Here is a 25,131-nt window from a genome sequence, read left to right on the forward strand (position 1 = left end):
CGAGGGGATTTATCCCCTCGCCACAAAGTGCCTATTCCCAATCAGGCTATTTTAGCGCTTGCAACGCCTCCAGCCTGGCCATCACCGCCGCCGCCGTCTGCTCTCCCAGCAATTGTTCACGCACCTTGCCCTGGGTGTCGATGATGTACGTCACCGGCAGGCCTTCGCTGCGCGGGACATCAAAGAACTCGGCCGGATCCCGGGCCAGTACGGTGAAGCGGATGCCCAGCTTCTCGCTGGCACTCTTGAGTTCTTCGCCTTGCACCTGATCGAAGTTGACCCCGAAGACACCTACGTTGCGTCCCTTGAGCTGTTCGGCCAAGGCATTAAATTCGGGGATTTCAGTGCGACACGGCGCGCACCACTCGGCCCAGTAGTTGAGCACCAGCCATTGGTTGTCCAGCCGCTGCGCGGCAATCGGCTGACCGTTCTGGTCCACGCCGTAATCGTTGCCGCAGCCGCCGAGCAATAAAAAGCCGATGAATGTCAGTGCCGCCGCCAATCGCCTTGCCATGTGCCGATCCTTGTCTGAATGTGAACAGCTGCGCGACCCATCAGGTGCTAGGGGCCTCGCAGCACAGTAGAATAGCCGCCACCTTACGCAAGATGCGACCCGCTCATGACTGATCTGACGCTTTATCACAACCCGCGCTGCTCGAAATCCCGCGGTGCGCTGGAACTGTTGCAAGCCCGTGGCCTGGCGCCAACCGTGGTCCGCTACCTCGAAACTCCGCTGGACGCTGCGCAGCTGGAGCGGCTGCTGGGCAAGCTCGGCATTGAGGCACGCCAGTTGTTGCGCACCGGCGAAGATGAATACAAGACCATGGACCTGGCTGACGAAAGCCTGAGCCAGGCGCAGTTGATCGCCGCCATCGCCGCCCACCCGAAACTGATGGAACGGCCGATTCTCGAAGTCGGCGACAAAGCGGTGATCGGTCGCCCACCGGAGAAAATCCTGGAGATCCTGCCGTGAGCACGCCCTATATCCTGGTGCTGTATTACAGCCGCAGTGGCTCTACCAACGAAATGGCCCGCCAGATCGCTCGCGGCGTCGAGCAGGCCGGACTGGAAGCCAGGTTGCGCACGGTGCCGGCGATCTCCACCGAGTGCGAGGCGGTGGCGCCGGATATCCCCGAACAGGGCCCGCTCTACGCCAACCTCGATGATCTGAAGAACTGCGCCGGCCTGGCCCTGGGCAGTCCGACCCGCTTTGGCAACATGGCCGCGCCGCTCAAATACTTCCTCGACGGCACCAGCAACCTGTGGCTGACCGGCGCCCTGGTGGGCAAGCCGGCCGGGGTGTTCACCTCCACCGCGAGCCTGCATGGCGGCCAGGAAACCACGTTGTTGTCGATGATGCTGCCACTGCTGCACCACGGCATGCTGATCACCGGCCTGCCCTACAGCGAGTCGGCCCTGATCGACACCCAGGGCGGCGGCACACCCTACGGCCCGAGCCACCACGCCGGCGCCGACGGTAAAAGCGGCCTGAATGAACACGAAGTCGCCCTGTGCCGCGCGTTGGGCCTGCGCCTGGCAAAAACCGCTTTGTTGCTGGAGAACGGCCGTGGCTAAGAAGCCGAAGATCCTGCCGCCGGTCGAGTGGCTGGAGCCGCGTGTGCACATCGCCCGTAACCTCAGCCTGTTGTGCTTTTTCGGCCTGGTGGGGCTGCTCAGCGGGTATTACCTGCTGATCGCCGACCTGCACGGCGCGCGCCCCTGGGTGATTCTGCTGATCGAACTGGTGCCGTTGCTGATACTCGCGCCAGGCATGCTCAGCGGCAGCGCGCGCGGGCATTCGTGGATGTGCTTCGTGGTGAACCTGTATTTCATCAAGGGCGCGCTGGCGGCCTACGATCCGAACCGGCAATGGTTCGGCGTGCTGGAGATGGCGGCGAGCGTGGCGCTGTTCTGCTCGGCATTGCTATATGTGCGCTGGCGTTTCCAGTTGAACCGGCGGTTGGCTGGCGAGGGCGATATCTCCGTCGCCTGATAGACCGCCATCGCGAGCAAGCTCGCTCCCACACTGGATCTGCGGCGTTCAGAAATCCCCTGTGGGAGCGAGCTTGCTCGCGATGGCCGCAACTCGGTTTCAATGATTCACGGTATAAGCCAGCATCATCGAGATCTGGCTCAGCGGCCGCCCGCCACTCTCTTCATGCCACTGGTTGAACGCATTCTGCACGGTAGCCAGGTCCCGCAGGCTGGTCGGGACTTTATCGATGAGGTCCTGGGCATTGAGCGCCGCCACGACGTCATAGCTGGGCACGAACGTATCCTTGCCCATCATCCGCAGGAAACGCGGCGCCGACAGGCCGCCCAACTGATGGCCGTGTTTTTTCAGGTAGATCCACAAGCCGACGATATCGGTCACCGGCCAATCGGCGATCATCGCACCGAAGCTGCCCTTTTCATGGGCCACATCCAGCACCAGCTGCGCGTTGCGCGGCACGCTGTTGAGCTTGCCCAGGTGGCGGATGATCCGTGCATCCTGCATCAGCCGCTCCAGGTGCTCGGCACTCATCAGCACGACCTTTTCCGGGTCGAACCTGAAAAACACCTCTTCGAACGCCGGCCATTTCGCATCGACCAGGCTGTGCTTGAGCCCGGCGCGAAACACCCGCAGCGCCATGGTCGAGAGGTAGCGATCATCGCTGATCTTGCGCAGTTGCGCCGGGGTCTTGGGTACAGGCAGGTGGGCTTCCAATTCAGCCGCCGAACCGAAGCGGTTCAGACAATACTCGTGCAGCCACTTGTAATCGCGCATGCCCTCTCCTGAGGTCGGAAATAAAAAACGGCGCTCGCAAGCGCCGTGAATAGCTATCGCTGGGACCGTCAGAGATTCACCACATTGACGAACCGCGGCGTGGCGCTTTCGTCGATGCGCAGGCTGGCGAAATCGAACAGGTTGCGGTCCGCCAGTTGCGACGGAATGACGTTTTGCAGGCCCCGGAAAATGCTCTCGGTACGGCCCGGGGTCTTGCGCTCCCATTCCTGGAGCATCTCCTTGACCACCTGGCGTTGCAGGTTTTCCTGGGAGCCGCACAGGTTGCAGGGAATGATCGGGAACTGCTTGAAATCCGAATAGGCCTGGATGTCCTTCTCGCTGCAATAGGCCAGCGGACGGATCACCACGTTGCGCCCGTCGTCGGCGCGCAGCTTGGGCGGCATGGCCTTGAGCGAGCCGTTGTAGAACATGTTGAGGAAGAAGGTCTCGACGATATCGTCGCGGTGGTGACCCAGGGCCATCTTGGTCGCGCCGATCTGGTCAGCGAAGGTATAGAGCGTTCCACGGCGCAGGCGCGAGCACAGCGAACAGGTGGTCTTGCCTTCGGGGATCAGTTCCTTGACCACCGAATAGGTGTCTTTCTCGACGATGTGATATTCAACGCCCAACGATTCGAGGTAAGCCGGCAGCACGTGCTCGGGAAAGCCCGGCTGCTTCTGGTCCATGTTCACGGCAACGATGTCGAACTTGATCGGCGCAACTTTCTGCAGATGCATCAGCACGTCGAGCAAGGTGTAGCTGTCCTTGCCGCCGGACAGGCAGACCATGACCTTGTCGCCATCCTCGATCATGTTGAAATCGGCGACGGCCTCACCGGCCAGGCGGCGCAGGCGCTTTTGCAGTTTGTTCTGGTTGACCGTGAGAGTGCCCATGACGCGAAATCCGTGAGGTGTGACGAAAGGCCGGCATTTTACGCAAAAAATCCGCCGTCGGCGAAGACTGATGACGGACGCTATTGTGGCGAGGGGATTTATCCCCGCTGGGGTGCGAAGCGCCCCCTAATCCGCCTGTACACCGTACTGTGCCAGACCTGACAAAAGGGGCTGCTGCGCAGCCCAGCGGGGATAAATCCCCTCGCCACAAGTAAATCCCTGTCAGCCAGACGCAAGGGTCACAGACCCATCGGCGATTAGCACCACGGCCTACAGCGCGATTTGCTCTAAGCCGCCCATCCCCTTGGCGGTCACTCCTTTCTATACTGCGGCATAAGGTCGCACACACTTACAGACCTTTACTTACCCGGCCCTTTGGCCCGTAGGCGCTCCGTTGGGGGGCGATGGCAATAACAAAGGAGTGACTGACTATGATCCATCATGTCGTGGGGCTCTTTACCCACCCTGATCAAGAATGGAAGGAAATCCGTGGCGATCAGGAGGAAAGCATCAGCCACATGTACCTCACCCACACGCTGATCCTCGCGGCTATCCCCGCGGTGTCGGCGTTCATCGGCACCACGCAGGTGGGATGGGTCATCGGCAATCGTCCACCGGTCATGCTCACCCTGGAAAGCGCGCTGTGGATGACCATCATGTCGTACCTCGCGATGTTGGGCGGCGTGGCGGTGATGGGCGCGTTCATCCACTGGATGGCTCGCACCTATGACGCCAACCCGAGCCTGGCCCGTTGTGTCGCGTTCGCTACCTACACCGCGACGCCGTTGTTCATTGGCGGGCTGGCAGCGCTCTACCCGCACATGTGGCTGGGGATGATCGTCGGCACCGCGGCGATCTGCTACACGGTCTACCTGCTGTACGTGGGTTTGCCGACGTTCATGAACATCCCGCAGGACGAAGGCTTCCTGTTTTCCAGCTCGGTGCTGGCCGTCGGCCTGGTCGTGCTGGTCGCCATCATGGCGTTCACGGTCATTGTCTGGGGATTGGGCGTGGGTCCGGTCTATACCAACTGAAGGCTTGCACTAGCCCTCCGAGAAAAAAGACGATCTGCCAACACTGGCCGCCGCAAGGCGGCCTTCCTGTGCCTGGGGCCGGCGAAACGACCGCTGGGCAGCTGGGCGATTCGCAACGGCCAGCGCTTGCGGCATACTCGGCTTTCTGGAGACCCGTAAAGCATGCTCGAGCAACTCAATACCCGCGTCGAAGAGTGTTACCAACAAGCCGAATCCTTTTTCAAACGTCCTTTCAAACGCCCGGTGGTCAGCCTCAAGTTGCGCGGCCAGAAGGCCGGTGTCGCGCACCTTCATGAAAACCTGCTGCGTTTCAATCCCCAGCTGTACCGGGAAAACGCCGACGACTTCCTCAAGCAGACCGTTGCCCACGAAGTCGCGCACCTGATCGCCCATCAGTTGTTTGGCGACCGCATCCAGGCCCATGGCGAGGAATGGCAACTGATCATGCGCGGGGTCTACGAACTGCCGCCCAACCGTTGCCACACCTACGAGATAAAACGTCGCACCGCCACCCGCTACATCTACAAGTGCCCGTGCGACGGCAGCGACTTCCCCTTTACCGCACAGCGCCACAGCCTGGTCCGCCAGGGGCGGCGGTACTTGTGCCGAAGTTGTCGCAATACGTTGGTGTTCAGTGGAGAAACGCGAGTCGAGTAGCCTGGATTAGTCGTGTCTTGGCCGGCCTCATCGCGAGCAAGCTCGCTCCCACAGGGGATTTTGTGAACGCCGCAGATCCATTGTGGGAGCGAGCTTGCTCGCGATGAGGCCAGAAAGCACGCTACACAACCACCCCGTCATCCCGCAGCCGGGCAATCCGCTCATCACTGAACCCCAACTCCCGCAACACCTGCTCCGTATGCGCCCCCAGCCTCGCGCCTATATGCCGAGGCTCGGGCAAGCCTTCGGAAAACTTCAACGGGCACGCCATTTGCGCCTGGCTCGACCCGTCGCCACGGGGCACCTGGGTGACCAGATGCCTGGCCTTCAACTGCGGATGCTCAAGCGCTTCGTCCAGCTCCAGCACTGGTTCGACGCAGGCATCCACCTCGGCGAATAGCGCGCAAAGGTCAGCAAAATCGCGCTTCTCGAATTCGGCGCGCAATTGCTCTTTGAGCCGCTGCTGCTGCTCGGGCGCCAGGCCTTGGGCGGCGAGCTCCGGCCGCCCCAAGGCCGCGCACAGTGCCTGCATGAACCCTGGCTCGAGACTGCCCACCGACATCCAGCGACCATCCCGCGTGCGGTAGTAATCATAAAAACTGCCACCGTTCAACGCATGGTTTTCCCACCCCGGTTTCACACCGCAGGCCAGGTAACCGGCGCCGGCCAGTGCGTTCAGGCTGAAGACGCAGTCGGTCATGCTCACGTCCAGGTGCTGGCCCTGCCCGCTCTGCTGGCGGGCAATGACCGCCGCCAGCAGGCCGATCACCCCGTGCAGCGAACCGCCGGCGATGTCCGCCGCCTGGATGCCCAGCGGCAGCGGCCCGCTGTCGGCCCGACCGGTGTGGCTCGCCAGCCCGGCCAGGGCCAGGTAGTTGATGTCGTGGCCGGCGCGATCCTTGAACGGGCCGGTCTGGCCATAACCGGTGATCGACACGTAGATCAGCCGGGGATTGATCGCCTCCAAGGCTTCGTAACCCAGGCCCAGCCGCTCCATCACGCCGGGGCGGAACTGCTCCAGCAGAATGTCATGGTCGTCCAGCAACCGTTTGATGATCTCCAGTGCCGCCGGTTGCTTGAGGTCCAGGGCCAGGCTGCGCTTGTTGCGGTTGAGGTAGGCATGACTGGCCGAGGTGTCCTGGTCGTGGGGCGGCAATATCCGCAGCAGGTCAGGACGCTCCGGCGATTCGATGCGCAGCACCTCGGCGCCCATGTCCGCCAGCAACAACGAGGCGAACGGGCCGGGCAGCAGGGTGGAAAAATCCAGAACCTTGAGCGATGCCAGTGGGCCTTGCATGGGCGATCTCCGCTTAATGGTGCGTTCAAGACTAGGCAGGGGCTGGCGATGGGGCAATTACCGGGGGTGTCGTTCGGGCTGACAAATCCGCTCAGCGCGAGGGCTGTCGTGGCGAGGGAGCTTGCTCCCGCTGGGTTGCGAAGCAGCCCCAGGATCTATCTGCCACCGCATAGCTTCAGGTCATACGCAGGGGGACTGCTGCGCAGTCCAGCGGGAGCAAGCTCCCTCGCCACAAAAGCGCCTCACCTGGAGAATGCGGCGCAACAAAAAACCCGCCGAAGCGGGTTTTTCGTTGCAGCCTGAAGCTTACTTCACAGCGCCTGGAGCAGCGGATTCAGCCGCGACAATCTGCGCTTGAGCGATCTGCTCGTCATCTTCACGCACGTCGGAGATACCGCGACCACCGGAAGCCAGTTCGGTCTGCAACTGGTCTTCGTCCAGTTCCTTGACCCACTTGGCAACCACGATGGTAGCAACGGCGTTACCGACCAGGTTGGTCAGCGCACGAGCTTCGGACATGAAGCGGTCGATGCCGAGGATCAACGCCAGGCCGGCAACCGGCAGGTGGCCCACGGCCGACAGGGTGGCCGCCAGTACGATGAAGCCGCTACCGGTTACGCCGGCAGCACCTTTGGAGGACAGCAGCAGGACCAGCAACAGGGTGATCTGATGCGTGATGTCCATCGGGGTGTCGGTGGCCTGGGCAATAAACACCGCAGCCATGGTCAGGTAGATCGAGGTACCGTCGAGGTTGAACGAGTAGCCAGTCGGGATCACCAGGCCCACCACGGACTTCTTGGCACCCAGGCGCTCCATCTTGATCAGCATGCGTGGCAGGGCCGATTCCGACGAGGAGGTGCCCAGCACGATCAGCAGTTCTTCACGGATGTAGCGGATCAGCTTGATCACGCTGAAGCCGTGGGCGCGGCAGATGGCGCCCAGCACCACCAGCACGAACACCACGCAGGTGATGTAGAAGCAGATCATCAACTGGCCCAGTTGCACCAGCGAACCGACACCGTAGGCGCCGATGGTGAAGGCCATGGCACCGAACGCACCGATCGGCGCGAGCTTCATGATCATGTTGATGATGATGAACATGACGTGGGCGAAGCGGTCGATGAAGTCCAGCACCGGCTTGCCGTAGGCACCCAGGCGATGCAGGGCGAAACCGAAGAGCACCGAGAACATCAGCACTTGCAGGATGTCGCCGTTGGCGAAGGCGCCGACGATGGTGTTCGGGATCACGTTGAGGATGAAGGCAACGATGCTCTGGTCTTTACCGGCATTGATGAAGCCGGCGATCTTGCTGGTGTCCAGGGTCGACACGTCGATGTGCATGCCGTTGCCCGGCTGCACGACGTTGACCACGACCAGGCCGATCAGCAGGGCAATGGTGGAAACGATTTCGAAATAGAGCAGTGCATAGCCGCCGGTCTTGCCGACCGATTTCATATTCTGCATGCCGCCGATGCCGCTGACGACGGTACAGAAAATGATCGGTGCGATGACCATCTTGATCAGTTTGATGAACCCGTCACCGAACGGCTTGAGGGCAACGCCGGTCTGCGGGTAGAAGTGGCCGAGCAGAATGCCGATGGCAATGGCTACGATCACCTGGAAATACAGGGATTTGTACAGTGGCTGACGAGTCGTCATGGCAAACCTTCCTCAAGAGTCCCGTGTGACAACATCCACCTGTTGTCCACGACACCTCAATTGCGAACCCTCCTGCACTGGAGGGATTTGTTTTTTGTCGGCTGCACGCGGCAGACCTGTGTATGGCATCGCAAGGCCCGTGCCATTTTTACGAAACGTCCTACAAGTGCCGGGGCAGACGGCGTTTGCTTCTTACCTGGAAATTAAACGCACGCCCAAACTTGGCGGTTTTCCGCCAACCTCCCGCGTCACGTTCCTGGATTTGGCGGATATCCGCCTTGTCGAGCCCAGACGCCCTGTTACCATTCGTCCGCTCAACGGACGGATTTGTGCCATGCGCCAACGCACCATCGCCAGCCACTTCGCCCGCGCCGCCCTGGGTGGCGCGCGTCGCCAGGGGTTCGACTACGTTCCCCTGCTGCAGCAACTGGGGATCAGCCCGGAGCTGCTGGACGAGCCGCGCGCGCGAATCGCCCCCGAGCAATTCGCCCGCCTGTTGCAGGCGCTGTGGGTCGCATTGGCGGACGAATACCTGGGATTTGGCCGGGCACCGAGTAAACCCGGGACGTTCGCCATGATGTGCCACACGTTGATCCACTGTCGGACGCTGGGCAAGGCGCTGCAGCGCGGCCTGTTGTTCTACAGCCTGTTCCCCGACGCCCCGAGCCTGACCCTCGAAGCTGAAGGCGAACGGGTAAGGCTGAGCCTGGACGAGTCGACACTGCGTGATCCCGACCACTTCCTGGCCGAAAGCCTGCTGGTCATCTGGCATCGCCTCGGCAGTTGGCTGATCGGCCAGCGGATCGGCCTGGAACAAGCGACGTTCAGCTATGCCAGGCCAAGCCACGGCGCGGAGTACGACTTGCTGTTCTCCTGCCCCTTGGTCTTCGAGGCGCGAAGCAGCAGCTTGTTATTCCATGCCCGCTACCTGGAAATGCCGTTGCTGCAGGACGAGCGAACCCTCAAGCACTTTCTCGAACGCTCCCCCGCCGACCTGCTCTCGCGCCCGGACGATGGCCACAGCCTCACCAGCCAATTGCGGCGCCTGCTCAGCCGCGACACGGCGCGCTGGCCGGACCTGGACACGGTCGCTGCGCATCTGCATATCAGCTCGCAGACCCTGCGCCGGCATCTGCGCGAGGAAGGCACCAGCTTCCAGGAGCTCAAGGATCAGTTGCGGCGGGATATCGCCATCTACCACCTGGGCCGCGCGGACCTGTCGTTGCAGCAGATCGCCGAACAGCTGGGGTTCTCCGAACCGTCGGCGTTTCATCGGGCGTTCAAGAAGTGGACGGGGGTGACGCCGGGGGCTTATCGGGAGCAGGAGAGCTGAGTGGTGACATCGAATGTGCTGCCCCCGTGGCGAGGGGATTTATCCCCGTTGGGCTGCGCAGCAGCCCTAAAGCAGTGACTCAATCTACCTGACACACCGAGTTGTCTGTTTGGGGGGCTGCTACGCAGCCCAGCGGGGATAAATCCCCTCGCCACAGGGGCCGGCAAACACACCGAAAATGTTCCAGTCAAACCACCGAGAAATGAATCCGGAACGCCGCCCCGCCCAGTTCTGAATCTCCCAGCGTCAACCGGGCGCCATAGCTCTCGATGATGTCTTTTACCACCGCCAGGCCGATCCCCTGCCCCGGATGCTGGCGATCCAGCCGTTCACCCCGCTGCAGGATCCGTGCACGCTGGTCCGGTGGCACGCCCGGTCCGTCGTCCTCGATGCTCAACTCCGTCCCGCCGAGCGTCTGGTGCACGCTCACCCGCACGTGCCCCAGGCACAGCCGATAGGCGTTTTCCAACAGGTTGCCGAGCATCTCCAGCAAGGCGCCCTGCTCGATCGGCACCTGGCAATCCTCCGGCAGGTCGAATTCGACCTGCACGCGCTTGTCGCGATAGACCTTGTCGAGGGTGTCGCAGAGGCTTTGCAACACCGGGCGCAAGGGCACCTGATGGCGCACCAGGCCGCTTTTGCGCAGGCTGGCGCGCTGCAACTGGTAGCCGATCTGCTGGCTCATGCGCTCGATCTGGGTTTGCAGCACCCAGGCCTGCCCACGATCCTCGGGACGCCGGGCCATGTCCTCGCTGACGCCTTGCAGCACCGCCAGCGGAGTCTTGAGGCTGTGCGCCAAGTCATCGAGGGAGTCCCGATAGCGGCTGCGCTGCTCACGCTCGCTGTGCAGCAGGCGGTTGAGCGAGCCGGTCAGGCGCAGCAGTTCGCGGGGATGCGCGGTGCTGAGGCTTTCGCGGGTGCCGGTTTCGATCTCATCCAGCTCCTGGCTCAGACGGCGCAACGCCCGCAAGCCCCAGGTCAGGCCGATCCATAACAGCGCCAGCAGCACCGCCAGCGCGGCGCCGAACCCCAGGTAAAGGTTTTCTCGCAGGCCTTGCAGCGTCATTTCGTAATCGTGCACCGGCTGCAGGGTGACGATGCTGAACGCCGCGCTCTGGCCCCCGAGCAGCTTGACCTCGACGTCGTAGACAAAAAACTCCTGGCCGTTGTCCTCGCGGATGCGCGCAAACTGGTTGCCCAGCCCGTCGTAGCGCGGCGCGTAGTTGATGTGTTCTTCCTGGGTCGCCTTCGAACGCCAGACCAACCGCCCTTCGCGATCATAGATGTAGCCCAGCAGGCGGGCATCGGCGAGGTTGAAGCGCTCATCGGGCAATTGCGCCGGCATCTTCAGGCGATTGTTTTCGACCCGGGCGGCGGAGATCAGCGTGGTCACGTCCGAAGCCAGGCGCTGCTCGATGGATTCCTGCAAGGCCAGGCTGAAGGCGCCCTGCATCGCCGGCAGCAGCGCCAGCATGAACAGCACCGCCAATGTCATGGCGGCCAGCATCAACCGCAATCGCAGCGAACGAATCACTGGCAGCGCTCGTTGAACAGGTAACCCAGGCCACGCACGGTATCGATCGGCTTGAACCCGGCCGGGGCTTCCAGTTTGCGGCGCAGGCGCCCGACCAGCACTTCGATCACATTGGGATCGCGCTCGTCGTCATCGGGATAAAGCTGCTCCATCAGGCGATCCTTGGCGACCACCTGCTGGTGATGGCGCATCAGGTATTCGAGGATGCGGTATTCGTAGGCGGTCAAGGCCAGCGGCTCGTCACCGAGGGACGCCTGCTTGCGGTTGAGGTCGAGCAACAATGGACCGGCGACGATGGTTGACTGGGTGAAACCGCTGGAGCGACGCAGCAGTGCATTCAGCCGGGCTTCGAGCTCTTCGAACTGAAACGGCTTCACGACGTAGTCATCGGCCCCCGCAGCCAGGCCTTCGACCTTGTCCTGCCAATTGCCGCGGGCGGTCAGGATCAGGATCGGAAAGGTCTTGTCCTGCGAGCGCAACCGGCGAATCAGTTCCAGGCCGCTGATGCCCGGCAGGCCCAGGTCGATCACCGCCAGGTCGTGATTGAATTCGCCGACCTGGTACAAGGCCTCCTCGGCATTGGCCACGGCCTGGACCACATGGCCGCTGTCGGTGAGACGGGTTTGCAGGTGGTGGCGCAACAACGCTTCGTCTTCGACAACCAATAGTTTCATGGGCCTCTCCCAGGCGAATCAAACAACCAATTTCCAACCAAAGGCGCCGGATCGTACGCGCCGATCCGGCTTCACGTCATCATTGCCCTGCCGCCTAGAACGTATAGTTGGCGGACAGGTAGGTCTGGGCGCTGCTGGTCAGGTCCAGCGATCCCACCTTGGCGCCATCGCGCGGGCTCATCTCGGTGCTGGCATTGCTGCGCAGGTAACGGTAACCCAGTTCCACCGAGGTGTTTTGCGAAATCTGCTGCAGCACGCCGCCTTGCAGGCCAACGGCATAACCGATATCGCTGTCGCGGCTGAAGCCTGGGGAATCCTGGGTCAACTTAGTCAGCCCCGCCGTGCCACCTCCGAACAATTTGGTGCTGGCGGTGACCGGATAGAACAGATCGTAGCTGCCCAGCAGGTTTTCCTGGCGCAGCTTGATTCCGTTGTGGGTGCCCGATACGTTGTCGTAGGTGGCGTAGTAGCGGCCCTGGTCATTCTGACGACCCAGGCGCAGGCCGTAGGTGGTGTCCTTGCCGATGATACCGTCGGCGTTCGGGTTGTTCAGCGCGCTGTCCAGGGCGTTGGATTTCTTGACCTTGTCGCTGGTCTGGCCGAGGGTCAGGCCGGCGAAGTTGTCATCGGCATGGGCCAGGGCGCTGGCGCCCAGCACGGTGAAGGCCAGCAGCAGTTTTTTCATATGAGTCATGGTCAGGTTCCTTGTGATGCGGTGGTTGTGTGAAGTCGCAGCCACGATATCCAGGGGTCCCTGAACCCCTCTTGAACGTTCTCTGAACCTGGGCTGAATGAATCGGCTAGTCTGTTCCAACAAACTTTTTAAGGAGATCGATCATGCGCAGGTTGCTTGCTGTTGTACTTCTGGCCTTGAGCGGCGCGAGCCACGCCGCCATCCAGACCCAGGAGATTCCCTACACCAGTGCCGACGGCACGAAGCTGATCGGCTATTACGCCTATGACGACGCGGTCAAAGGCCCGCGCCCCGGCGTGGTGGTGGTGCATGAATGGTGGGGGCTGAACGACTATGCCAAGCGCCGCGCCCGTGACCTCGCCGGCCTGGGCTACAGCGCCCTGGCCATCGACATGTACGGCGACGGCAAGAACACCGAGCATCCGGAGGACGCCAAGGGCTTCATGCAGGCCGCGCTCAAGGATGGCAAGGCGGCCAGCGCGCGCTTCCAGGCCGGCCTCGACCTGTTGAAGAAACAACCGCAGACCGACCCGGACAAACTCGCCGCCATCGGCTACTGCTTCGGCGGCAAGGTGGTGCTGGACGCGGCGCGCCAAGGCGTTCCACTGGCCGGCGTGGTGAGCTTCCACGGCGCGCTGGTCACCAACACGCCGGCCACCCCCGGCAGCGTCAAGGCCAGGATCCTGGTGGAGCACGGCGCGCTGGACAGCATGGTCACCGAAGACAACGTCACCGCGTTCAAGAGCGAGATGGACAAGGCCGGCGCCGACTACAAGTTTGTCAGCCTGGAAGGCGCCAAGCACGGCTTCAGCAACCCCGACGCCGACCGCCTGAGCCATGGCGAACATGGTGGGCCGGACATCGCCTACAACAAGGAAGCTGACGAGAAGTCGTGGGCGGATATGCAGAAGTTCTTCAAGAAGATTTTCAACTGACGGCGGGTCTTTCAGCTGAAACCATCACCCGTGGCGAGGGAGCTTGCTCCCGCTCGGTTGCGCAGCGACCGCAAGATTTCAGGGCCGCTTCGCGCTGGAGCGCCAGCCCGCCCAGCGGGAGCAAGCTCCCTCGCCACAAAAGCCTCCTCGCTCACAGCCCCTGCCACTACCCAGGCGCAAGCCAACCCGGCAAAATGCCCGGCATGAACCCACTCCCTGCCCTGCCCGCCTGCTGTTCGCCCCTGGATGACCAATGGCTGCTGCCTGACGCCCTGCCCGATACGGTGCTGCTCAGTACTCGCTTCGATCCGATGTTGCTTGTCGCTGACGATTTTCCGAACAGCGCCATCGAGCCTCCGGCGAGCATCCGGCGCTCGGTAGCCAAACGTCAGGCGGAGTTTCTCGCCGGGCGGATCTGTGCCCGGGCGGCACTGCTGCGCCTCGACGGGCAGGCCGACGTGCCGGCCATCGGCGAAGACCGCGCCCCGGTGTGGTCGGCCCATGTCAGCGGCTCGATCACCCACAGCACCGGCCGGGCCGCGGCAATCGTCGCGCAAAAACGGGACTGGCAAGGGCTGGGCATGGATCTGGAAAACCTCCTCGACCCCGAACGCGCCGAGCGCCTGGCCGGTGAAATCCTCACCCCGGCGGAACTGCTGCGCATGGCCACCGCGCCGCAGGATGACCGCGCATTGCTGGTCACCCTGACTTTTTCGATGAAAGAAAGCCTGTTCAAGGCGCTGTACCCCATCGTCGGGCAGCGTTTCTACTTCGAGCATGCCGAAATAGTCGAGTGGTCCCACTCCGGGCAAGCGCGGCTGCGGTTATTGACCGATCTGTCGACCGAGTGGCGCCATGGCAGTGAGCTGCAGGGGCAGTTTGGGGTGAAGGATGGGCAGTTGTTGAGCCTGTTGGGAGTCAAGGCCTGAGATTTCTGGCGCTTTACAGGGCCTCATCGCGAGCAAGCTCGCTCCCACAGGTTGGACTGCATTTCAATGTGGGAGACTTTCGGGACCTCTTCGCGAGCAGGCTCCACATGGATTCGGGGTTGGGCACGGCATTGGTGTTCACCAGATCCACTGTGGGAGCGAGCTTGCTCGCGATGACGGCAGGTCGGGCACCCCATATTTCAAGACCGATCCTGATGCCTCGGCCAGCTCAAGCTGAAACACGCCCCGCCCAGGCGCTTGCTCTTGCCGATCAGCGCCCGGCCGTCGTGCCAATGGATGATCCGCCGCACAATCGACAGCCCCAGCCCATGGCCGCCCGACGCGCGTGCGCGGCTGTCGTCCAGGCGCAGGAATGGCTTGAACACCCGCTCCCAGGCCGCCTCCGGTACGCCCGGGCCGTCATCCTCGACGTCGACCCGACAGCGCAACTGGCCGACCTGGTAACTGACGGTCACCTGGGATCTGGCGTGGCGCATGGCATTGCCTACCAGGTTCTGCAACGCCCGATGCAAAAAGCGTGGCTCGGCCTCGACCCAGGCGCCGTCGCAATCGGCGGCGGACAGGCACAGACCGCGCTCCACGGTAACCCCGGCGCGCAACGGGCCCAGTTCTTCGATGACCTGGTTGACCAACGCATCCAGGTCGACCCGTTGGAAATTCAACGCCGGCGACCCTTGCTCCAGCCGCGCATACGTCAGCATTTCATCCACCAGCCGATCCAGGTCTTCGATGTCGTGATCCATGCCGGCCAGGTACTTGTCCCGGGCCTCGGGCGTGCTGGCGCTGCCGAGCATTTCCAGGCCGAAGCGCAGGCGCGCCACCGGTGTACGCAGTTCATGGGACACCGCGCGCACTAACTCGCGCTGGATCGCCAGCAGTTGCTGCAAGTGCTCGGCCATGCCGTTGAACGCTGCTGCCAGGCGCCCGACCGAGTCAGCGCCCCGAGCGGGTACGCGGGTCTCCAGGCTACCCTGGGCGATCTGGGTCGCGGCCGACTCCAGGCCACGCAGACGCCGCTCCAGCTGGCGCACCAGCAGATAGACAATCAGGCCGATCAGGCTCAACCCGAGCGCGGCGATCAGCACCAGCCACTCGGGCGGGTACGGATTCATCTGGTACAGCGGGCCGATTTCCAGCACCCACGGCGTCCCCACCATGCCGGCGAACACCCGGATCGAGTCGGCGCCCTTGCCCAGGGCCATCACCGTGTCGCCCTCGGCCACCCGCCGGCGCTGGTCGTCGTCCATGTCCGCCTGCTCGACAGTCATCAGGCGCAGGTCGAAACCGAAGCCTTTTTCCTGCTTGAGTTGCGCCAGCCGCTCGGGTTGCTCGGCTACCGGATAGCGCACCAGTTCGTCGGCCAACAGGTAAATGGTCGCCCGGGCCAGTTGCTCGCTGATCTGGCGAACCTCCCCGACCAGGGTCAACTGCTCGCCGTCGCTGACCAGCCGATAAACCTTCGCCGCATGCGGCCCGATCTGCTCCACCAGGACCTGCCCGCGCAATACCCGGGTGCGCTGGCCCAGGTCGAGGTCGGTCTGGCTGAACGTCTGCAACGCCAGCGGAATGCCCAGCAGGCGCTCCCACACCGCCAGGGCCCGGCGCCGTTCGGTGTCGTTCATCGGCCGCAGGTTGTCGGCCATCAAGGAAAACGTGCCATGGGCCAGGCGCTCGCGGTATTGCTCGCCGCGCGTCTGGTTGAGCAGGTGCAGCGCCAGCACGCCAAGCACCGCCACCAGCACCAGTGCCGCGCACATGCCGCCATAGATGCGCAGGAAGATGGAGTTCACGGGGTCGCGTCTACGCAGGCTTCAGGGACGAACAGGTAGCCTTTGCTGCGGATGGTCTTGATCAATCGAGGATGGTCCGGGTCGTCGCCGATCTTCGGACGGATGCGCGAGATGCGCACGTCGATCGAGCGATCCTGGCCGTCGTAGCCAATGCCGCGCAGGGCGGTGAAGATTTCCTCGCGGGACAGGATGCGCCCGGCGTTGGACACCAGCAGCCAGAGCAGGTCGAATTCGGCGCTGGTCAGCTCGATACCGTTGCCCTGCAGCCAGGCTTCGCGCAAGGCGTTGTCCACCACCAACGGGCCGAACTCCAGGCGCCGCTGCTTCGGCGCTGCGGACGGCTCCGGCTCGCTGCGTCGCAGCAGGGCCTGGATGCGGGCCAACAGTACGCGCGGGCGCACCGGTTTGCAGACATAGTCGTCGGCGCCCAGGTCCAGGCCCTGGATCTGGTCGGTGTCGTCAGCCCGCGCGGTGAGCATCAGGATCGGCCCGTCGTAGTGCTCGCGCGCCTTGCGGCAAATGCTCAAGCCATCTTCGCCGGGCAGCATCAGGTCGAGAATGACCAGGTCCGGCTGCTCGTCGATGATCCGCTGGGCCGCCACCGCGCCGTTGCCCTCGATGGCGACGCGCAGGCCGTTGCTTTCCAGGTATTCGCGGGTCAGCTCGGCCAGGCGCTGGTCATCCTCGACAATCAATATCTGCCAGGCTTCTTGTTCCACGGAGGGGCCTCGTCTTGTTGTAGCTATAAAAAGAAGGGTAAGCACAACCCTGTGGCGAGGGGATTTATCCCCGCTGGGTCGCGAAGCGGCCCCCTGCATACCATCTGAAACACTACAGTCCTTTTGGGGCCACTGCGTAGCCCAGCGGGGATAAATCCCCTCGCCACAACCACCCGCTTGATACGGACCCTCCCATCTTTTTGTCATATCAAAGGAGGATCATCCCGCTCATGCACCGGCCGATTGTATAAACGGCGGCTGCATGGAAAACAAGCGGACAAATGCGTTCGGTCGAGCCGGATGTGTGTGGTAACGTGCGCGCCCGCAAAAACACCAAGCTGTTTTCGGCCGCTCGAAATCGTTGAAAAAAGGCTCGCTCCAGCAAGGTCGCGGCCTACAGCGCAGTTCCACGTTTCGCACACAAATTACGCACAGGCTTATCCACAGGTAGCACGTTGATTCATCCCCCAAAACGCATTATCTTGTAGCCCGCCGCGCAAAAAACCCTACATGTAGGGTTTCATGCCAAAAACCAAACACAAGTCGGATAGAGAATTCAAGCGCTTTTCTTGCCTCTGTCTTGCTGCAACAGCGCATTTTTCCAAACCCAGACCGCCCCTGCGGATGGCAACTGTTTCCAAGGTCGAAAACGACCGGAACGGTACGGGTGTTGCAGTCCTTTGCTGCCACCTGGCAAACCCGGTTTCGAGCCCAGGCTCGCGACCCGAGAACTTCGGATGGAAGCGGTGCCACCGGCCCGCTTCCTACTGTCCCGAAGTTGTTATACCCGGCGCCAGCCGGTTGTAGTGCTTCAGGACGGAACGGTGGGCACCGTGATGGTGCCCAAATAAACATAGAGAACGTGGAGACACCCATGCACACCGACACAACTCGCGAGAACCCGCAGGGCACCGCGCCGCTGGCCGCCGATTCGAGCCCGGATCTGTCCGCCACCGCGCCTGGCCAGCTGCGCGTGATCAAGCGTAACGGGACTGTCGTTCCTTACACCGATGACAAGATCACCGTCGCCATCACCAAAGCGTTCCTCGCAGTTGAGGGCGGCACCGCTGCCGCCTCGTCGCGAATCCACGACACCGTGGCCCGCCTGACCGAACAGGTCACCGCGACCTTCAAGCGTCGCATGCCGTCGGGCGGCACCATCCACATCGAAGAGATCCAGGACCAGGTCGAACTGGCCCTGATGCGTGCCGGCGAGCAGAAAGTCGCCCGCGACTACGTGATCTACCGTGACTCCCGGGCCAAGGAACGCGCCATCCGCACGCCGGCCGACGCACCGGTCCAGGCTCACCCTTCGATCCGCATCGCCCGCGCCGACGGCAGCCTGGCGCCACTGGACATGGGCCGCCTGAACACCATCGTCACCGAAGCCTGCGAAGGCCTGGAAGAAGTCGACGGCGACCTGATCCAGCGCGAGACCCTGAAGAACCTCTATGACGGCGTCGCCCTCAAGGACGTCAACACCGCGCTGGTGATGACCGCCCGCACCCTGGTGGAGCGCGAACCGAACTACTCGTTCGTGACCGCCCGCCTGCTGATGGACACCCTGCGCGCCGAAGGCCTGAGCTTCCTGGAAGTCGCCGAGAGCGCGACCCACCACGAAATGGCCGACCTGTACGCCAAGGCCCTGCCGGCCTATGTCGCCAAGGGTATCGAGTACGAATTGCTGAACCCTGTCCTGGCCGAATTCGACCTGGAAAAACTCGGCAAGGCGATCAACCACGAGCGCGACCAGCAGTTCACCTACCTGGGCCTGCAAACCCTGTACGACCGTTACTTCATCCACAAGGATGGCGTGCGTTTCGAACTGCCGCAGGTGTTCTTCATGCGTGTGGCCATGGGCCTGGCGATCGAAGAGAAGCAGCGTGAAGACCGTGCCATCGAGTTCTACAACCTGTTGTCGTCCTTCGACTACATGGCGTCGACCCCGACTCTGTTCAACGCCGGCACCCTGCGTCCACAACTGTCGAGCTGCTACCTGACCACCGTGCCGGACGACCTGTCGGGCATCTACGGCGCCATCCACGACAACGCCATGTTGTCGAAATTCGCCGGTGGCCTGGGCAACGACTGGACCCCGGTTCGCGCATTGGGCTCGTACATCAAGGGCACCAACGGCAAATCCCAGGGCGTCGTGCCGTTCCTCAAAGTGGTCAACGACACCGCCGTTGCGGTCAACCAGGGCGGCAAGCGCAAGGGCGCGGTCTGCGCCTACCTGGAAACCTGGCACATGGACATCGAAGAGTTCATCGAGCTGCGCAAGAACACCGGTGATGACCGTCGTCGTACCCACGACATGAACACCGCCAACTGGATCCCGGACCTGTTCATGAAGCGCGTCTTCGATGACGGCAAGTGGACCCTGTTCTCGCCATCCGAAGTGCCAGACCTGCACGACCTGACTGGCAAGGCCTTCGAAGAGCGCTACGAGTACTACGAAGCCCTGACCGAGTACAACAAGATCAAGCTGTTCAAAGTCGTCCAGGCCAAAGACCTGTGGCGCAAGATGCTCTCGATGCTGTTCGAGACCGGCCACCCATGGCTGACCTTCAAGGACCCGTGCAACCTGCGCAGCCCGCAGCAGCACGTGGGCGTGGTCCACAGCTCGAACCTGTGCACCGAGATCACCCTGAACACCAACAAGGATGAGATCGCAGTCTGCAACCTGGGCTCGATCAACCTGCCGAACCATATCGTCGACGGCAAGCTGGACACCGCCAAGCTGCAACGCACCGTGAACACCGCCGTGCGCATGCTCGACAACGTGATCGACATCAACTACTACTCGGTGCCGCAAGCGAAGAACTCCAACTTCAAGCACCGTCCGGTCGGCCTGGGCATCATGGGCTTCCAGGACGCGCTGTACCTGCAGCACATCCCGTACGGTTCGGACGCTGCGGTCGAGTTCGCCGACAAGTCCATGGAAGCGGTCAGCTACTACGCGATCCAGGCTTCCTGCGACCTGGCCGACGAGCGCGGTTCATACGAGACGTTCCAGGGTTCGCTGTGGTCCCAGGGCATCCTGCCGCTGGACTCGCAACAGATCCTGATCGCCCAGCGTGGCCAGAAGTACATCGATGTCGACCTGAACGAATCCCTGGACTGGGCTCCGGTTCGCGCCCGTGTGCAGAAAGGCATCCGTAACTCCAACATCATGGCCATCGCACCGACCGCGACCATCGCCAACATCACCGGCGTGTCGCAGTCGATCGAACCGACCTACCAGAACCTGTATGTGAAGTCGAACCTGTCGGGCGAATTCACCGTGATCAACCCGTACCTGGTTCGCGACCTCAAGGCTCGCGGCCTGTGGGACTCGGTCATGATCAACGACCTGAAGTACTACGACGGTTCGGTACAGCAGATCGAGCGCATCCCGCAGGAGCTCAAAGAGCTCTATGCCACCGCGTTCGAAGTGGACACCAAGTGGATCGTCGACGCCGCCAGCCGTCGTCAGAAGTGGATCGACCAGGCTCAGTCGCTGAACCTGTACATCGCCGGCGCTTCGGGCAAGAAGCTCGACGTGACCTACCGCATGGCCTGGTACCGTGGCCTGAAAACCACCTACTACCTCCGTGCCCTGGCCGCCACCAGCACCGAGAAGTCGACCATCAACACCGGCAAGCTGAACGCGGTTTCCGCTGGCGGCAACCACGGTGACGATTCGGTCCTGGCTGCTCCAGCCGGCCCTGCGCCAGTGCCAAAAGCCTGCGCCATCGACGAGCCGGATTGCGAAGCTTGCCAATAAGCTGAGCGGGTGGGCGCTGAAAGGCGCCTGCTGAGGAAAGCCCCCGATAGACCGCTGGTTTATCGGGGGTTTTCTTTTGTCTGGAATAGAGTGTTGACTGACCCAGCGCTTTCGCGAGCAGGCTCGCTCCCACATTGGAATGTGTCCTTTCTGTGGGAGCGAGCCTGCTCGCGAAGAGGCCGGCACAAACAATACAAAACCATCGCCCATGAAAAAGCCCCTCTTGCGAGGGGCTCCTTGTGCAGCTTCAAGCAACCATCGGCATCAAGTCATCTGAATAATGGTCTGCATGATGGTGCTCTGGGTGGAGATGGTCTTGGCGTTCGCCTGGTAGTTGCTCTGGGCCTTGATCAGCTCGACCAGTTCGTTGGTCAGGTTGACGTTGGACTCTTCCAGGGAGTTGGAGACGATCGAACCCAAGGTGCCGGTTTCCGGAGCATCGTAGCCCGGGATACCCGACGCGAAGGTTTCTTTCCAACTGGTGCCGCCTACCGGCTGCAGACCTTGCTCGTTGGTGAAGCTGGCCAGGGAGAGCTGGCCGATCGGCTTGGTCTGGTTGTTGCTGAAGTTGGCCAGCAGCACACCGCTGCCGTCGATGGTCAGGTTGGTGATCTGGCCGGTGGCGTAGCCGTTCTGAGTAGGAATCGACCGTGCGGTGTCAGCGTTGAACTGGGTGGTCTTGCCCAGGGAAAGTGTAATGGTATCAGCGCCATCGGCACCGTTGGCACTCCACACGCCATCTTTCACGGTACCTGGAATCCAGCCTGTGAGCTTCAGATCGCTACCCACGATCGGTGGATTGGGCGGAACAGCAATGGGAGCGGGAGTGCTCACCTGAAGCAACTCGCCGCTCTCACCAAAAGTCATGGTCGAAGGGACCGCAAGACTGGTTGCGGCGGTCGGCAAACTGCCGTCCAGGTTACGACCATCGATCAGGGTGTAGACGTCCCAGGTGTTGGCGCCCGTCTTGACCATGTACTGGTCCATGGAGTGCTGGTTACCCTGGGCATCGTAGACCGGGGTGGTGAACTGCTTGGTGAAGGTGGCGGTATTGGCCGGATCGAACTTGTAGGTCGCCGTCTTCGGAATCGCGTCTGCCGTCGAGTTCAGGTTGATGGTCGACGAAATCAGGTCGGTAGGCTTGGGCGGCAGGTTGGACGTGTCGATGCGCAGGTCGGTCAGGATGCCGTTCTGGATCTTGCCGTTGGCATCCACGCCATAACCCTGCAGGCGCGCGGTGCCTTCGCTGTTGGTGATGAAGCCTTCCTTGTCGGTCTTGAAGGTACCGGCACGGGTGTAGCTCAGCGAACCGTTGTTGCTCAGGACAAAAAAGCCCTGGCCCTGGATACCCATGTCCAGCACGTTGCCGGTGTTGTTCACGTCACCCTGGCCGAACTGCTGGGAAACGTTGGCCAGGCGCACGCCGTTGCCGACGGTCTTGGAGCCCGAGCCCAGCTTGGTGGCCGAGTAGACGTCGGCGAATTCCGCGCGGGACGACTTGAAACCGGTGGTCGCCACGTTGGCGATGTTGTTACCCGTCACGTCCAGCTGTTTGTTGGCTGCATAGAGACCGCTAAGGCCGATATTGAAAGACATATTGCACTCCTTTTTGCCGGGTTAGTCGGCTCTTACATACCAATAGTTTGTACGCGTGACAGCGGGATGCTGCCCAGGCCGGCGAGGTTGAGCATCAGCTCGCCGCCGGTCTGGCTGATCGTGACGCTGCTGACCGTGGCCGGCAGGTTGGTGACCAGCGAAGTCGCCTTGCCATCGATGGTGGTCGAGGCGGCGAAGGTATAGGTGCCCGACTCGAGCGGGGTGCCGTCTTCGCCCTTGCCGTCCCAGATGAAATCGGCCTTGCCGGCGTTCTGGCTGCCCAGCTCGATGGTGCGCACCGTCTTGCCGTCCTTGTCGTTGATCTTGATCGAGAGGGACGACACCGATGTCGGTACCACCACGGTGCCGTTGAGGCTCTTGGAGGTGTCGACCACCGCCTTGTCGCCCGGGGCAATGACCGAACGGCCCACCAGCGAAGAAGCCTGCAGGGCCTGGGACGAGTTGTAGTTGCTGGCAATACCCCTGACGGTGTCGTTGAGGGTGGTGATGCCTTCCAGGCTGCTGAACTGCGCCAACTGGGCAACAAACTCGCCGTTGTCCTGTGGCTCCAGCGGGTTCTGGTTATTCAGCTGAGTGACGAGCAACTGCAGGAACGCATCCTTGCCCAGCTCTTTCTTGCCAGTCGCCGCAGCCGACGCCGCGCCCAGGCCATCGGTCGTGGTGTTGGTCTTGACCGAGGAGTTGGCCAGTACTTCGTTGAGGCTCAAACCGGTGGTATTGGTGACGCTCATGTGACTCGCCCCTTATCACTGACCGAGGGTCAGGACCTTCTGCATCATGGCTTTGGCGGTGTTCATCATTTCGACGTTGGTCTGGAACGAACGACTGGCGGAAATCATGTCGGCCATTTCTTCAACGACGTTGACGTTCGGGTAGTAGACGTAACCCTTGGCGTCGGCGGCTGGATGATTCGGCTCGTAACGGGCGTCGAGGTTGCTCTGGTCTTCAACCACGCCGAGTACCTGTACACCCTGCCCGGCCGCGTCCTGGTCCTGGAACAGCGAGTCGCTGCCGCCGGACTGGCCGCCCTGGAACATGGTGGCGAATACCGGGTGGCGGGCGCGGTAGGTCTGGTCGATGCTCGACGAGACGGTCTCGGCGTTGGCGATGTTACTGGCGACGGTGTTCAGGCGAGTGGTCTGGGCACTCATGGCACTGCCGGCGATGTTGAATACGCTCGCGATCGACATGAATTACTCTCCACGCAGGGCTGATACCAGCCCTTTGAATTTACTGTTGAGCAGGGTGAAGCTGGCCTGGAAGTTCACGGAGTTTTCCGCGTAGTTGGACTGTTCCAGTTGAGCATCCACGGTGTTCTGGTCGATCGACGGCTGCATCGGCGTGCGATACATCAACGATCCGTCGCCACTGCCAACGCCCTCGGCTTCGATATGACGGTTGTTGGTCATGTTCAAGGCGAAGTGGCCGTTCTTGGTTTTTTCGTTCTGCTCGGCGAGCACCTTGGAAAAGTCCAGGTCACGGGCCTTGTAGTTCGGGGTGTCGGCGTTGGCAATATTGTTGGCCAGGACTTCGGCACGCTGGGCGCGGAAGCTCAGGGCCTGTTCGTGGATACCGAGCGCTTTATCGAAGCTGATGCTCATGGCGGAAACCTTTGGGTGACCAGAATGTTCGTACGATGGCTTTAGCAATCACCGTGCCACTTTCCAAAAGCCCGTAAACCGGGGCTTTGCGGGGATCGGCAAAGCGGCAATGCCAGAAAAGCGGCAATCGGTTTCCGCTGGCTGCCGCTTTTCTGCCGCTTTCATCCAGACAATGGGGGACAAATGTGGGAGCGAGCTTGCTCGCGATAGCGATCTGTCAGATACATGGGTTTTGGATGTGCCGCCGCTATCGCGAGCAAGCTCGCTCCCACAGGGATGTGTTGGATTGGAGGAACTGGAGGGCAAAAAAAACGGGAGCCCCGTAGGGCTCCCGTTTTTTACAACCCAGGCCAATCACTTCGCCTGATAAATGATCCCCGGACTGCACTGGACCATCTGGTAATGATCCGGCAAGCCGTTCAACGCCTCGGACGCGCCTAGGAACAGGTAGCCGCCCGGCTTCAGGGTGCTGTGGATACGCAGCAGGATGTCTTTCTTCACCTCGGCGGAGAAGTAGATCAGCACGTTGCGGCAGAACACGATGTCGAACTTGCCCAGGCTGGCATAGCTGTCCAGCAGGTTGAACGAGCGGAACTCCACGCGGCTCTTGATCGGCGCCTTGACCACCCACTTGCCCGGCCCTTTCGGATCGAAATAGCGTTGCAGGCGATCAGGCGACAGGCCACGGCCGATCGCCAGGCTGTCGTACTCACCGGTCTTGCAGTTGTTGAGCATGGTCCCGGACAGGTCGGTGGCGACAATTTGCACGCCCATCTTCAGCTGGCCGAGGTTGGAGCGTTCGAACTCATCGATGGACATCGACAGCGAATACGGTTCCTGTCCCGACGAGCAGGCCGCCGACCAGATGCGCAGGCGTTGCCCCGGACTGGCCTTGATGGCCGCCGGCAACACCCGGTTCTTCAATACCTCGAAGGGATAGGTATCGCGAAACCACAGGGTTTCGTTGGTGGTCATCGCATCCACCACCATCTCGCGCAAACCGCTGCGTGGCTGGGTCTGGATGCGCTGCACCAGTTCGCCCAGCGACTTGAGACCCTGTTGTTCCATCAATTTGTTGAGACGGCTCGACACCAGGTACTGCTTGTTTTCACCAAGCAAGATGCCACAGGCTTTTTCCAGGAAGACCCGGAACTGTTCGAAATCCAAATTACCCGTAGACAAGATACCGCCTCTTTTCACTGTGTTGACTT

General features: G+C 61.9%; 24 protein-coding genes. 9 read left to right on the forward strand and 15 right to left on the reverse strand.

The features are described from left to right. Window positions 1-46: 46 nt before the first annotated feature. Window positions 47-514 carry a TlpA family protein disulfide reductase gene (locus J3P86_RS19580; protein ID WP_434629035.1) on the reverse strand — a complete coding sequence of 156 codons (468 nt, stop codon included), beginning with the start codon at window positions 512-514 and terminating at the stop codon, window positions 47-49. A 105-nt stretch (window positions 515-619) separates the two neighbouring features. Here J3P86_RS19580 and arsC point away from each other — a divergent pair, with 105 nt between their 5' ends. Genes arsC through J3P86_RS19595 form a run of 3 tightly spaced genes read left to right on the forward strand, consistent with a single transcriptional unit; the run spans window position 620 to window position 1,993 of the window. Continuing rightward, window positions 620-973: an arsenate reductase (glutaredoxin) gene (gene arsC, locus J3P86_RS19585; RefSeq protein ID WP_434697071.1), complete on the forward strand. Its 354-nt coding sequence runs from the start codon at window positions 620-622 to the stop codon at window positions 971-973. After that, complete coding sequence (gene wrbA / locus J3P86_RS19590) at window positions 970-1,575, forward strand: NAD(P)H:quinone oxidoreductase (RefSeq protein WP_434698666.1); 606 nt, start codon at window positions 970-972, stop codon at window positions 1,573-1,575. Before arsC ends, wrbA begins: the two co-directional genes overlap by 4 nt. Further along, the gene (locus J3P86_RS19595) at window positions 1,568-1,993 is read left to right on the forward strand and encodes a DUF2069 domain-containing protein (protein WP_434698668.1); all 426 of its coding nucleotides are present in this window, start codon (window positions 1,568-1,570) and stop codon (window positions 1,991-1,993) included. The genes wrbA and J3P86_RS19595 overlap by 8 nt, the downstream gene beginning before the upstream one ends. Window positions 1,994-2,092: 99 nt before the next feature. Here the strand turns inward: J3P86_RS19595 and J3P86_RS19600 are convergent, their stop codons facing one another. Both J3P86_RS19600 and ttcA read right to left on the reverse strand, forming a co-directional pair. Continuing rightward, window positions 2,093-2,767 carry a DNA-3-methyladenine glycosylase I gene (locus J3P86_RS19600; protein WP_434698670.1) on the reverse strand — a complete coding sequence of 225 codons (675 nt, stop codon included), beginning with the start codon at window positions 2,765-2,767 and terminating at the stop codon, window positions 2,093-2,095. A 68-nt stretch (window positions 2,768-2,835) separates the two neighbouring features. Continuing rightward, window positions 2,836-3,660 carry a tRNA 2-thiocytidine(32) synthetase TtcA gene (gene ttcA / locus J3P86_RS19605; protein WP_434572407.1) on the reverse strand — a complete coding sequence of 275 codons (825 nt, stop codon included), beginning with the start codon at window positions 3,658-3,660 and terminating at the stop codon, window positions 2,836-2,838. A gap of 431 nt (window positions 3,661-4,091) precedes the next feature. On the opposite strand from ttcA, the gene J3P86_RS19610 reads away from it, so the two are divergent. Next, window positions 4,092-4,694, forward strand: a complete 603-nt coding sequence (locus tag J3P86_RS19610) for a Yip1 family protein (protein WP_305499396.1) — start codon at window positions 4,092-4,094, stop codon at window positions 4,692-4,694. A 162-nt stretch (window positions 4,695-4,856) separates the two neighbouring features. Continuing rightward, entirely contained in the window at window positions 4,857-5,351 is a 495-nt protein-coding gene (locus J3P86_RS19615; protein WP_434656316.1) for a SprT family zinc-dependent metalloprotease, read from the forward strand. A gap of 121 nt (window positions 5,352-5,472) precedes the next feature. Here J3P86_RS19615 and J3P86_RS19620 read toward each other — a convergent pair whose 3' ends face one another. Next, window positions 5,473-6,648, reverse strand: coding sequence for a CaiB/BaiF CoA transferase family protein (locus J3P86_RS19620; RefSeq protein ID WP_434698671.1), 1,176 nt, complete (start codon window positions 6,646-6,648; stop codon window positions 5,473-5,475). A gap of 306 nt (window positions 6,649-6,954) precedes the next feature. After that, window positions 6,955-8,307 carry a dicarboxylate/amino acid:cation symporter gene (locus tag J3P86_RS19625; protein ID WP_305499392.1) on the reverse strand — a complete coding sequence of 451 codons (1,353 nt, stop codon included), beginning with the start codon at window positions 8,305-8,307 and terminating at the stop codon, window positions 6,955-6,957. 334 nt (window positions 8,308-8,641) lie between these two features. Between J3P86_RS19625 and J3P86_RS19630 the strand changes: the two genes are divergently transcribed. Beyond that, entirely contained in the window at window positions 8,642-9,640 is a 999-nt protein-coding gene (locus J3P86_RS19630; RefSeq protein ID WP_434629020.1) for an AraC family transcriptional regulator, read from the forward strand. Window positions 9,641-9,827: 187 nt separating this feature from the next. Here the strand turns inward: J3P86_RS19630 and J3P86_RS19635 are convergent, their stop codons facing one another. The 3 genes from J3P86_RS19635 to J3P86_RS19645 all read right to left on the reverse strand — a co-directional run bounded on the left by J3P86_RS19635 (window position 9,828) and on the right by J3P86_RS19645 (window position 12,542). Next, entirely contained in the window at window positions 9,828-11,174 is a 1,347-nt protein-coding gene (locus J3P86_RS19635) for an ATP-binding protein (RefSeq protein WP_434629018.1), read from the reverse strand. Continuing rightward, a complete protein-coding gene (locus tag J3P86_RS19640) occupies window positions 11,171-11,848 on the reverse strand; it encodes a response regulator (RefSeq protein WP_434572398.1) in 678 nt (225 codons plus the stop codon). The genes J3P86_RS19635 and J3P86_RS19640 overlap by 4 nt, the downstream gene beginning before the upstream one ends. A 94-nt stretch (window positions 11,849-11,942) precedes the next feature. Then, on the reverse strand, window positions 11,943-12,542 hold the full coding sequence (locus tag J3P86_RS19645) for a hypothetical protein (protein ID WP_434629014.1): 600 nt from the start codon (window positions 12,540-12,542) through the stop codon (window positions 11,943-11,945). A 143-nt stretch (window positions 12,543-12,685) separates the two neighbouring features. On the opposite strand from J3P86_RS19645, the gene J3P86_RS19650 reads away from it, so the two are divergent. Both J3P86_RS19650 and J3P86_RS19655 read left to right on the forward strand, forming a co-directional pair. Continuing rightward, window positions 12,686-13,477 (forward strand): dienelactone hydrolase family protein, encoded by a 792-nt coding sequence (locus tag J3P86_RS19650; RefSeq protein ID WP_434629012.1) that lies wholly within the window; start codon window positions 12,686-12,688, stop codon window positions 13,475-13,477. Window positions 13,478-13,680: 203 nt separating this feature from the next. Further along, window positions 13,681-14,406 carry a 4'-phosphopantetheinyl transferase family protein gene (locus J3P86_RS19655; protein ID WP_434629010.1) on the forward strand — a complete coding sequence of 242 codons (726 nt, stop codon included), beginning with the start codon at window positions 13,681-13,683 and terminating at the stop codon, window positions 14,404-14,406. 200 nt (window positions 14,407-14,606) lie between these two features. On the opposite strand, the gene J3P86_RS19660 is transcribed toward J3P86_RS19655, so the two are convergent. Further along, entirely contained in the window at window positions 14,607-16,217 is a 1,611-nt protein-coding gene (locus J3P86_RS19660; protein ID WP_434629008.1) for an ATP-binding protein, read from the reverse strand. Continuing rightward, entirely contained in the window at window positions 16,214-16,936 is a 723-nt protein-coding gene (locus J3P86_RS19665; RefSeq protein ID WP_434601592.1) for a response regulator, read from the reverse strand. The genes J3P86_RS19660 and J3P86_RS19665 overlap by 4 nt, the downstream gene beginning before the upstream one ends. Window positions 16,937-17,810: 874 nt before the next feature. Here J3P86_RS19665 and J3P86_RS19670 point away from each other — a divergent pair. Continuing rightward, window positions 17,811-20,702 carry a ribonucleoside-diphosphate reductase subunit alpha gene (locus tag J3P86_RS19670; RefSeq protein WP_305499377.1) on the forward strand — a complete coding sequence of 964 codons (2,892 nt, stop codon included), beginning with the start codon at window positions 17,811-17,813 and terminating at the stop codon, window positions 20,700-20,702. A gap of 264 nt (window positions 20,703-20,966) precedes the next feature. On the opposite strand, the gene flgE is transcribed toward J3P86_RS19670, so the two are convergent. The 5 genes from flgE to cheR all read right to left on the reverse strand — a co-directional run bounded on the left by flgE (window position 20,967) and on the right by cheR (window position 25,102). Beyond that, on the reverse strand, window positions 20,967-22,298 hold the full coding sequence (flgE, locus tag J3P86_RS19675) for a flagellar hook protein FlgE (RefSeq protein ID WP_434698672.1): 1,332 nt from the start codon (window positions 22,296-22,298) through the stop codon (window positions 20,967-20,969). Window positions 22,299-22,330: 32 nt separating this feature from the next. Beyond that, the gene (gene flgD, locus J3P86_RS19680; protein WP_305499375.1) at window positions 22,331-23,050 is read right to left on the reverse strand and encodes a flagellar hook assembly protein FlgD; all 720 of its coding nucleotides are present in this window, start codon (window positions 23,048-23,050) and stop codon (window positions 22,331-22,333) included. 15 nt (window positions 23,051-23,065) lie between these two features. Next, window positions 23,066-23,509 carry a flagellar basal body rod protein FlgC gene (flgC, locus tag J3P86_RS19685; RefSeq protein WP_434698673.1) on the reverse strand — a complete coding sequence of 148 codons (444 nt, stop codon included), beginning with the start codon at window positions 23,507-23,509 and terminating at the stop codon, window positions 23,066-23,068. 3 nt (window positions 23,510-23,512) lie between these two features. Then, complete coding sequence (flgB, locus tag J3P86_RS19690; RefSeq protein WP_434572378.1) at window positions 23,513-23,920, reverse strand: flagellar basal body rod protein FlgB; 408 nt, start codon at window positions 23,918-23,920, stop codon at window positions 23,513-23,515. Between the two features lie 354 nt (window positions 23,921-24,274). Beyond that, a complete protein-coding gene (gene cheR, locus J3P86_RS19695; RefSeq protein WP_305499372.1) occupies window positions 24,275-25,102 on the reverse strand; it encodes a protein-glutamate O-methyltransferase CheR in 828 nt (275 codons plus the stop codon). Window positions 25,103-25,131: the final 29 nt, after the last annotated feature.

Source organism: Pseudomonas sp. D1-1 (genome assembly GCF_051132225.1).
Lineage (GTDB): Bacteria > Pseudomonadota > Gammaproteobacteria > Pseudomonadales > Pseudomonadaceae > Aquipseudomonas.

Bases quoted from the DNA above. Each gene is read 5' to 3' on its own strand.
- flgB (WP_434572378.1), bottom strand. From the start codon at position 23,920: ATGAGCATCAGCTTCGATAAAGCGCTCGGTATCCACGAACAGGCCCTG.
- J3P86_RS19640 (WP_434572398.1), bottom strand. From the start codon at position 11,848: ATGAAACTATTGGTTGTCGAAGACGAAGCGTTGTTGCGCCACCACCTG.
- flgD (WP_305499375.1), bottom strand. From the start codon at position 23,050: ATGAGCGTCACCAATACCACCGGTTTGAGCCTCAACGAAGTACTGGCC.
- J3P86_RS19630 (WP_434629020.1), top strand. From the start codon at position 8,642: ATGCGCCAACGCACCATCGCCAGCCACTTCGCCCGCGCCGCCCTGGGT.
- J3P86_RS19650 (WP_434629012.1), top strand. From the start codon at position 12,686: ATGCGCAGGTTGCTTGCTGTTGTACTTCTGGCCTTGAGCGGCGCGAGC.
- J3P86_RS19625 (WP_305499392.1), bottom strand. From the start codon at position 8,307: ATGACGACTCGTCAGCCACTGTACAAATCCCTGTATTTCCAGGTGATC.
- flgE (WP_434698672.1), bottom strand. From the start codon at position 22,298: ATGTCTTTCAATATCGGCCTTAGCGGTCTCTATGCAGCCAACAAACAG.
- J3P86_RS19655 (WP_434629010.1), top strand. From the start codon at position 13,681: ATGAACCCACTCCCTGCCCTGCCCGCCTGCTGTTCGCCCCTGGATGAC.
- ttcA (WP_434572407.1), bottom strand. From the start codon at position 3,660: ATGGGCACTCTCACGGTCAACCAGAACAAACTGCAAAAGCGCCTGCGC.
- J3P86_RS19670 (WP_305499377.1), top strand. From the start codon at position 17,811: ATGCACACCGACACAACTCGCGAGAACCCGCAGGGCACCGCGCCGCTG.
- flgC (WP_434698673.1), bottom strand. From the start codon at position 23,509: ATGTCGATCGCGAGCGTATTCAACATCGCCGGCAGTGCCATGAGTGCC.
- J3P86_RS19645 (WP_434629014.1), bottom strand. From the start codon at position 12,542: ATGACTCATATGAAAAAACTGCTGCTGGCCTTCACCGTGCTGGGCGCC.
- J3P86_RS19580 (WP_434629035.1), bottom strand. From the start codon at position 514: ATGGCAAGGCGATTGGCGGCGGCACTGACATTCATCGGCTTTTTATTG.
- J3P86_RS19615 (WP_434656316.1), top strand. From the start codon at position 4,857: ATGCTCGAGCAACTCAATACCCGCGTCGAAGAGTGTTACCAACAAGCC.
- arsC (WP_434697071.1), top strand. From the start codon at position 620: ATGACTGATCTGACGCTTTATCACAACCCGCGCTGCTCGAAATCCCGC.
- J3P86_RS19610 (WP_305499396.1), top strand. From the start codon at position 4,092: ATGATCCATCATGTCGTGGGGCTCTTTACCCACCCTGATCAAGAATGG.
- J3P86_RS19600 (WP_434698670.1), bottom strand. From the start codon at position 2,767: ATGCGCGATTACAAGTGGCTGCACGAGTATTGTCTGAACCGCTTCGGT.
- J3P86_RS19620 (WP_434698671.1), bottom strand. From the start codon at position 6,648: ATGCAAGGCCCACTGGCATCGCTCAAGGTTCTGGATTTTTCCACCCTG.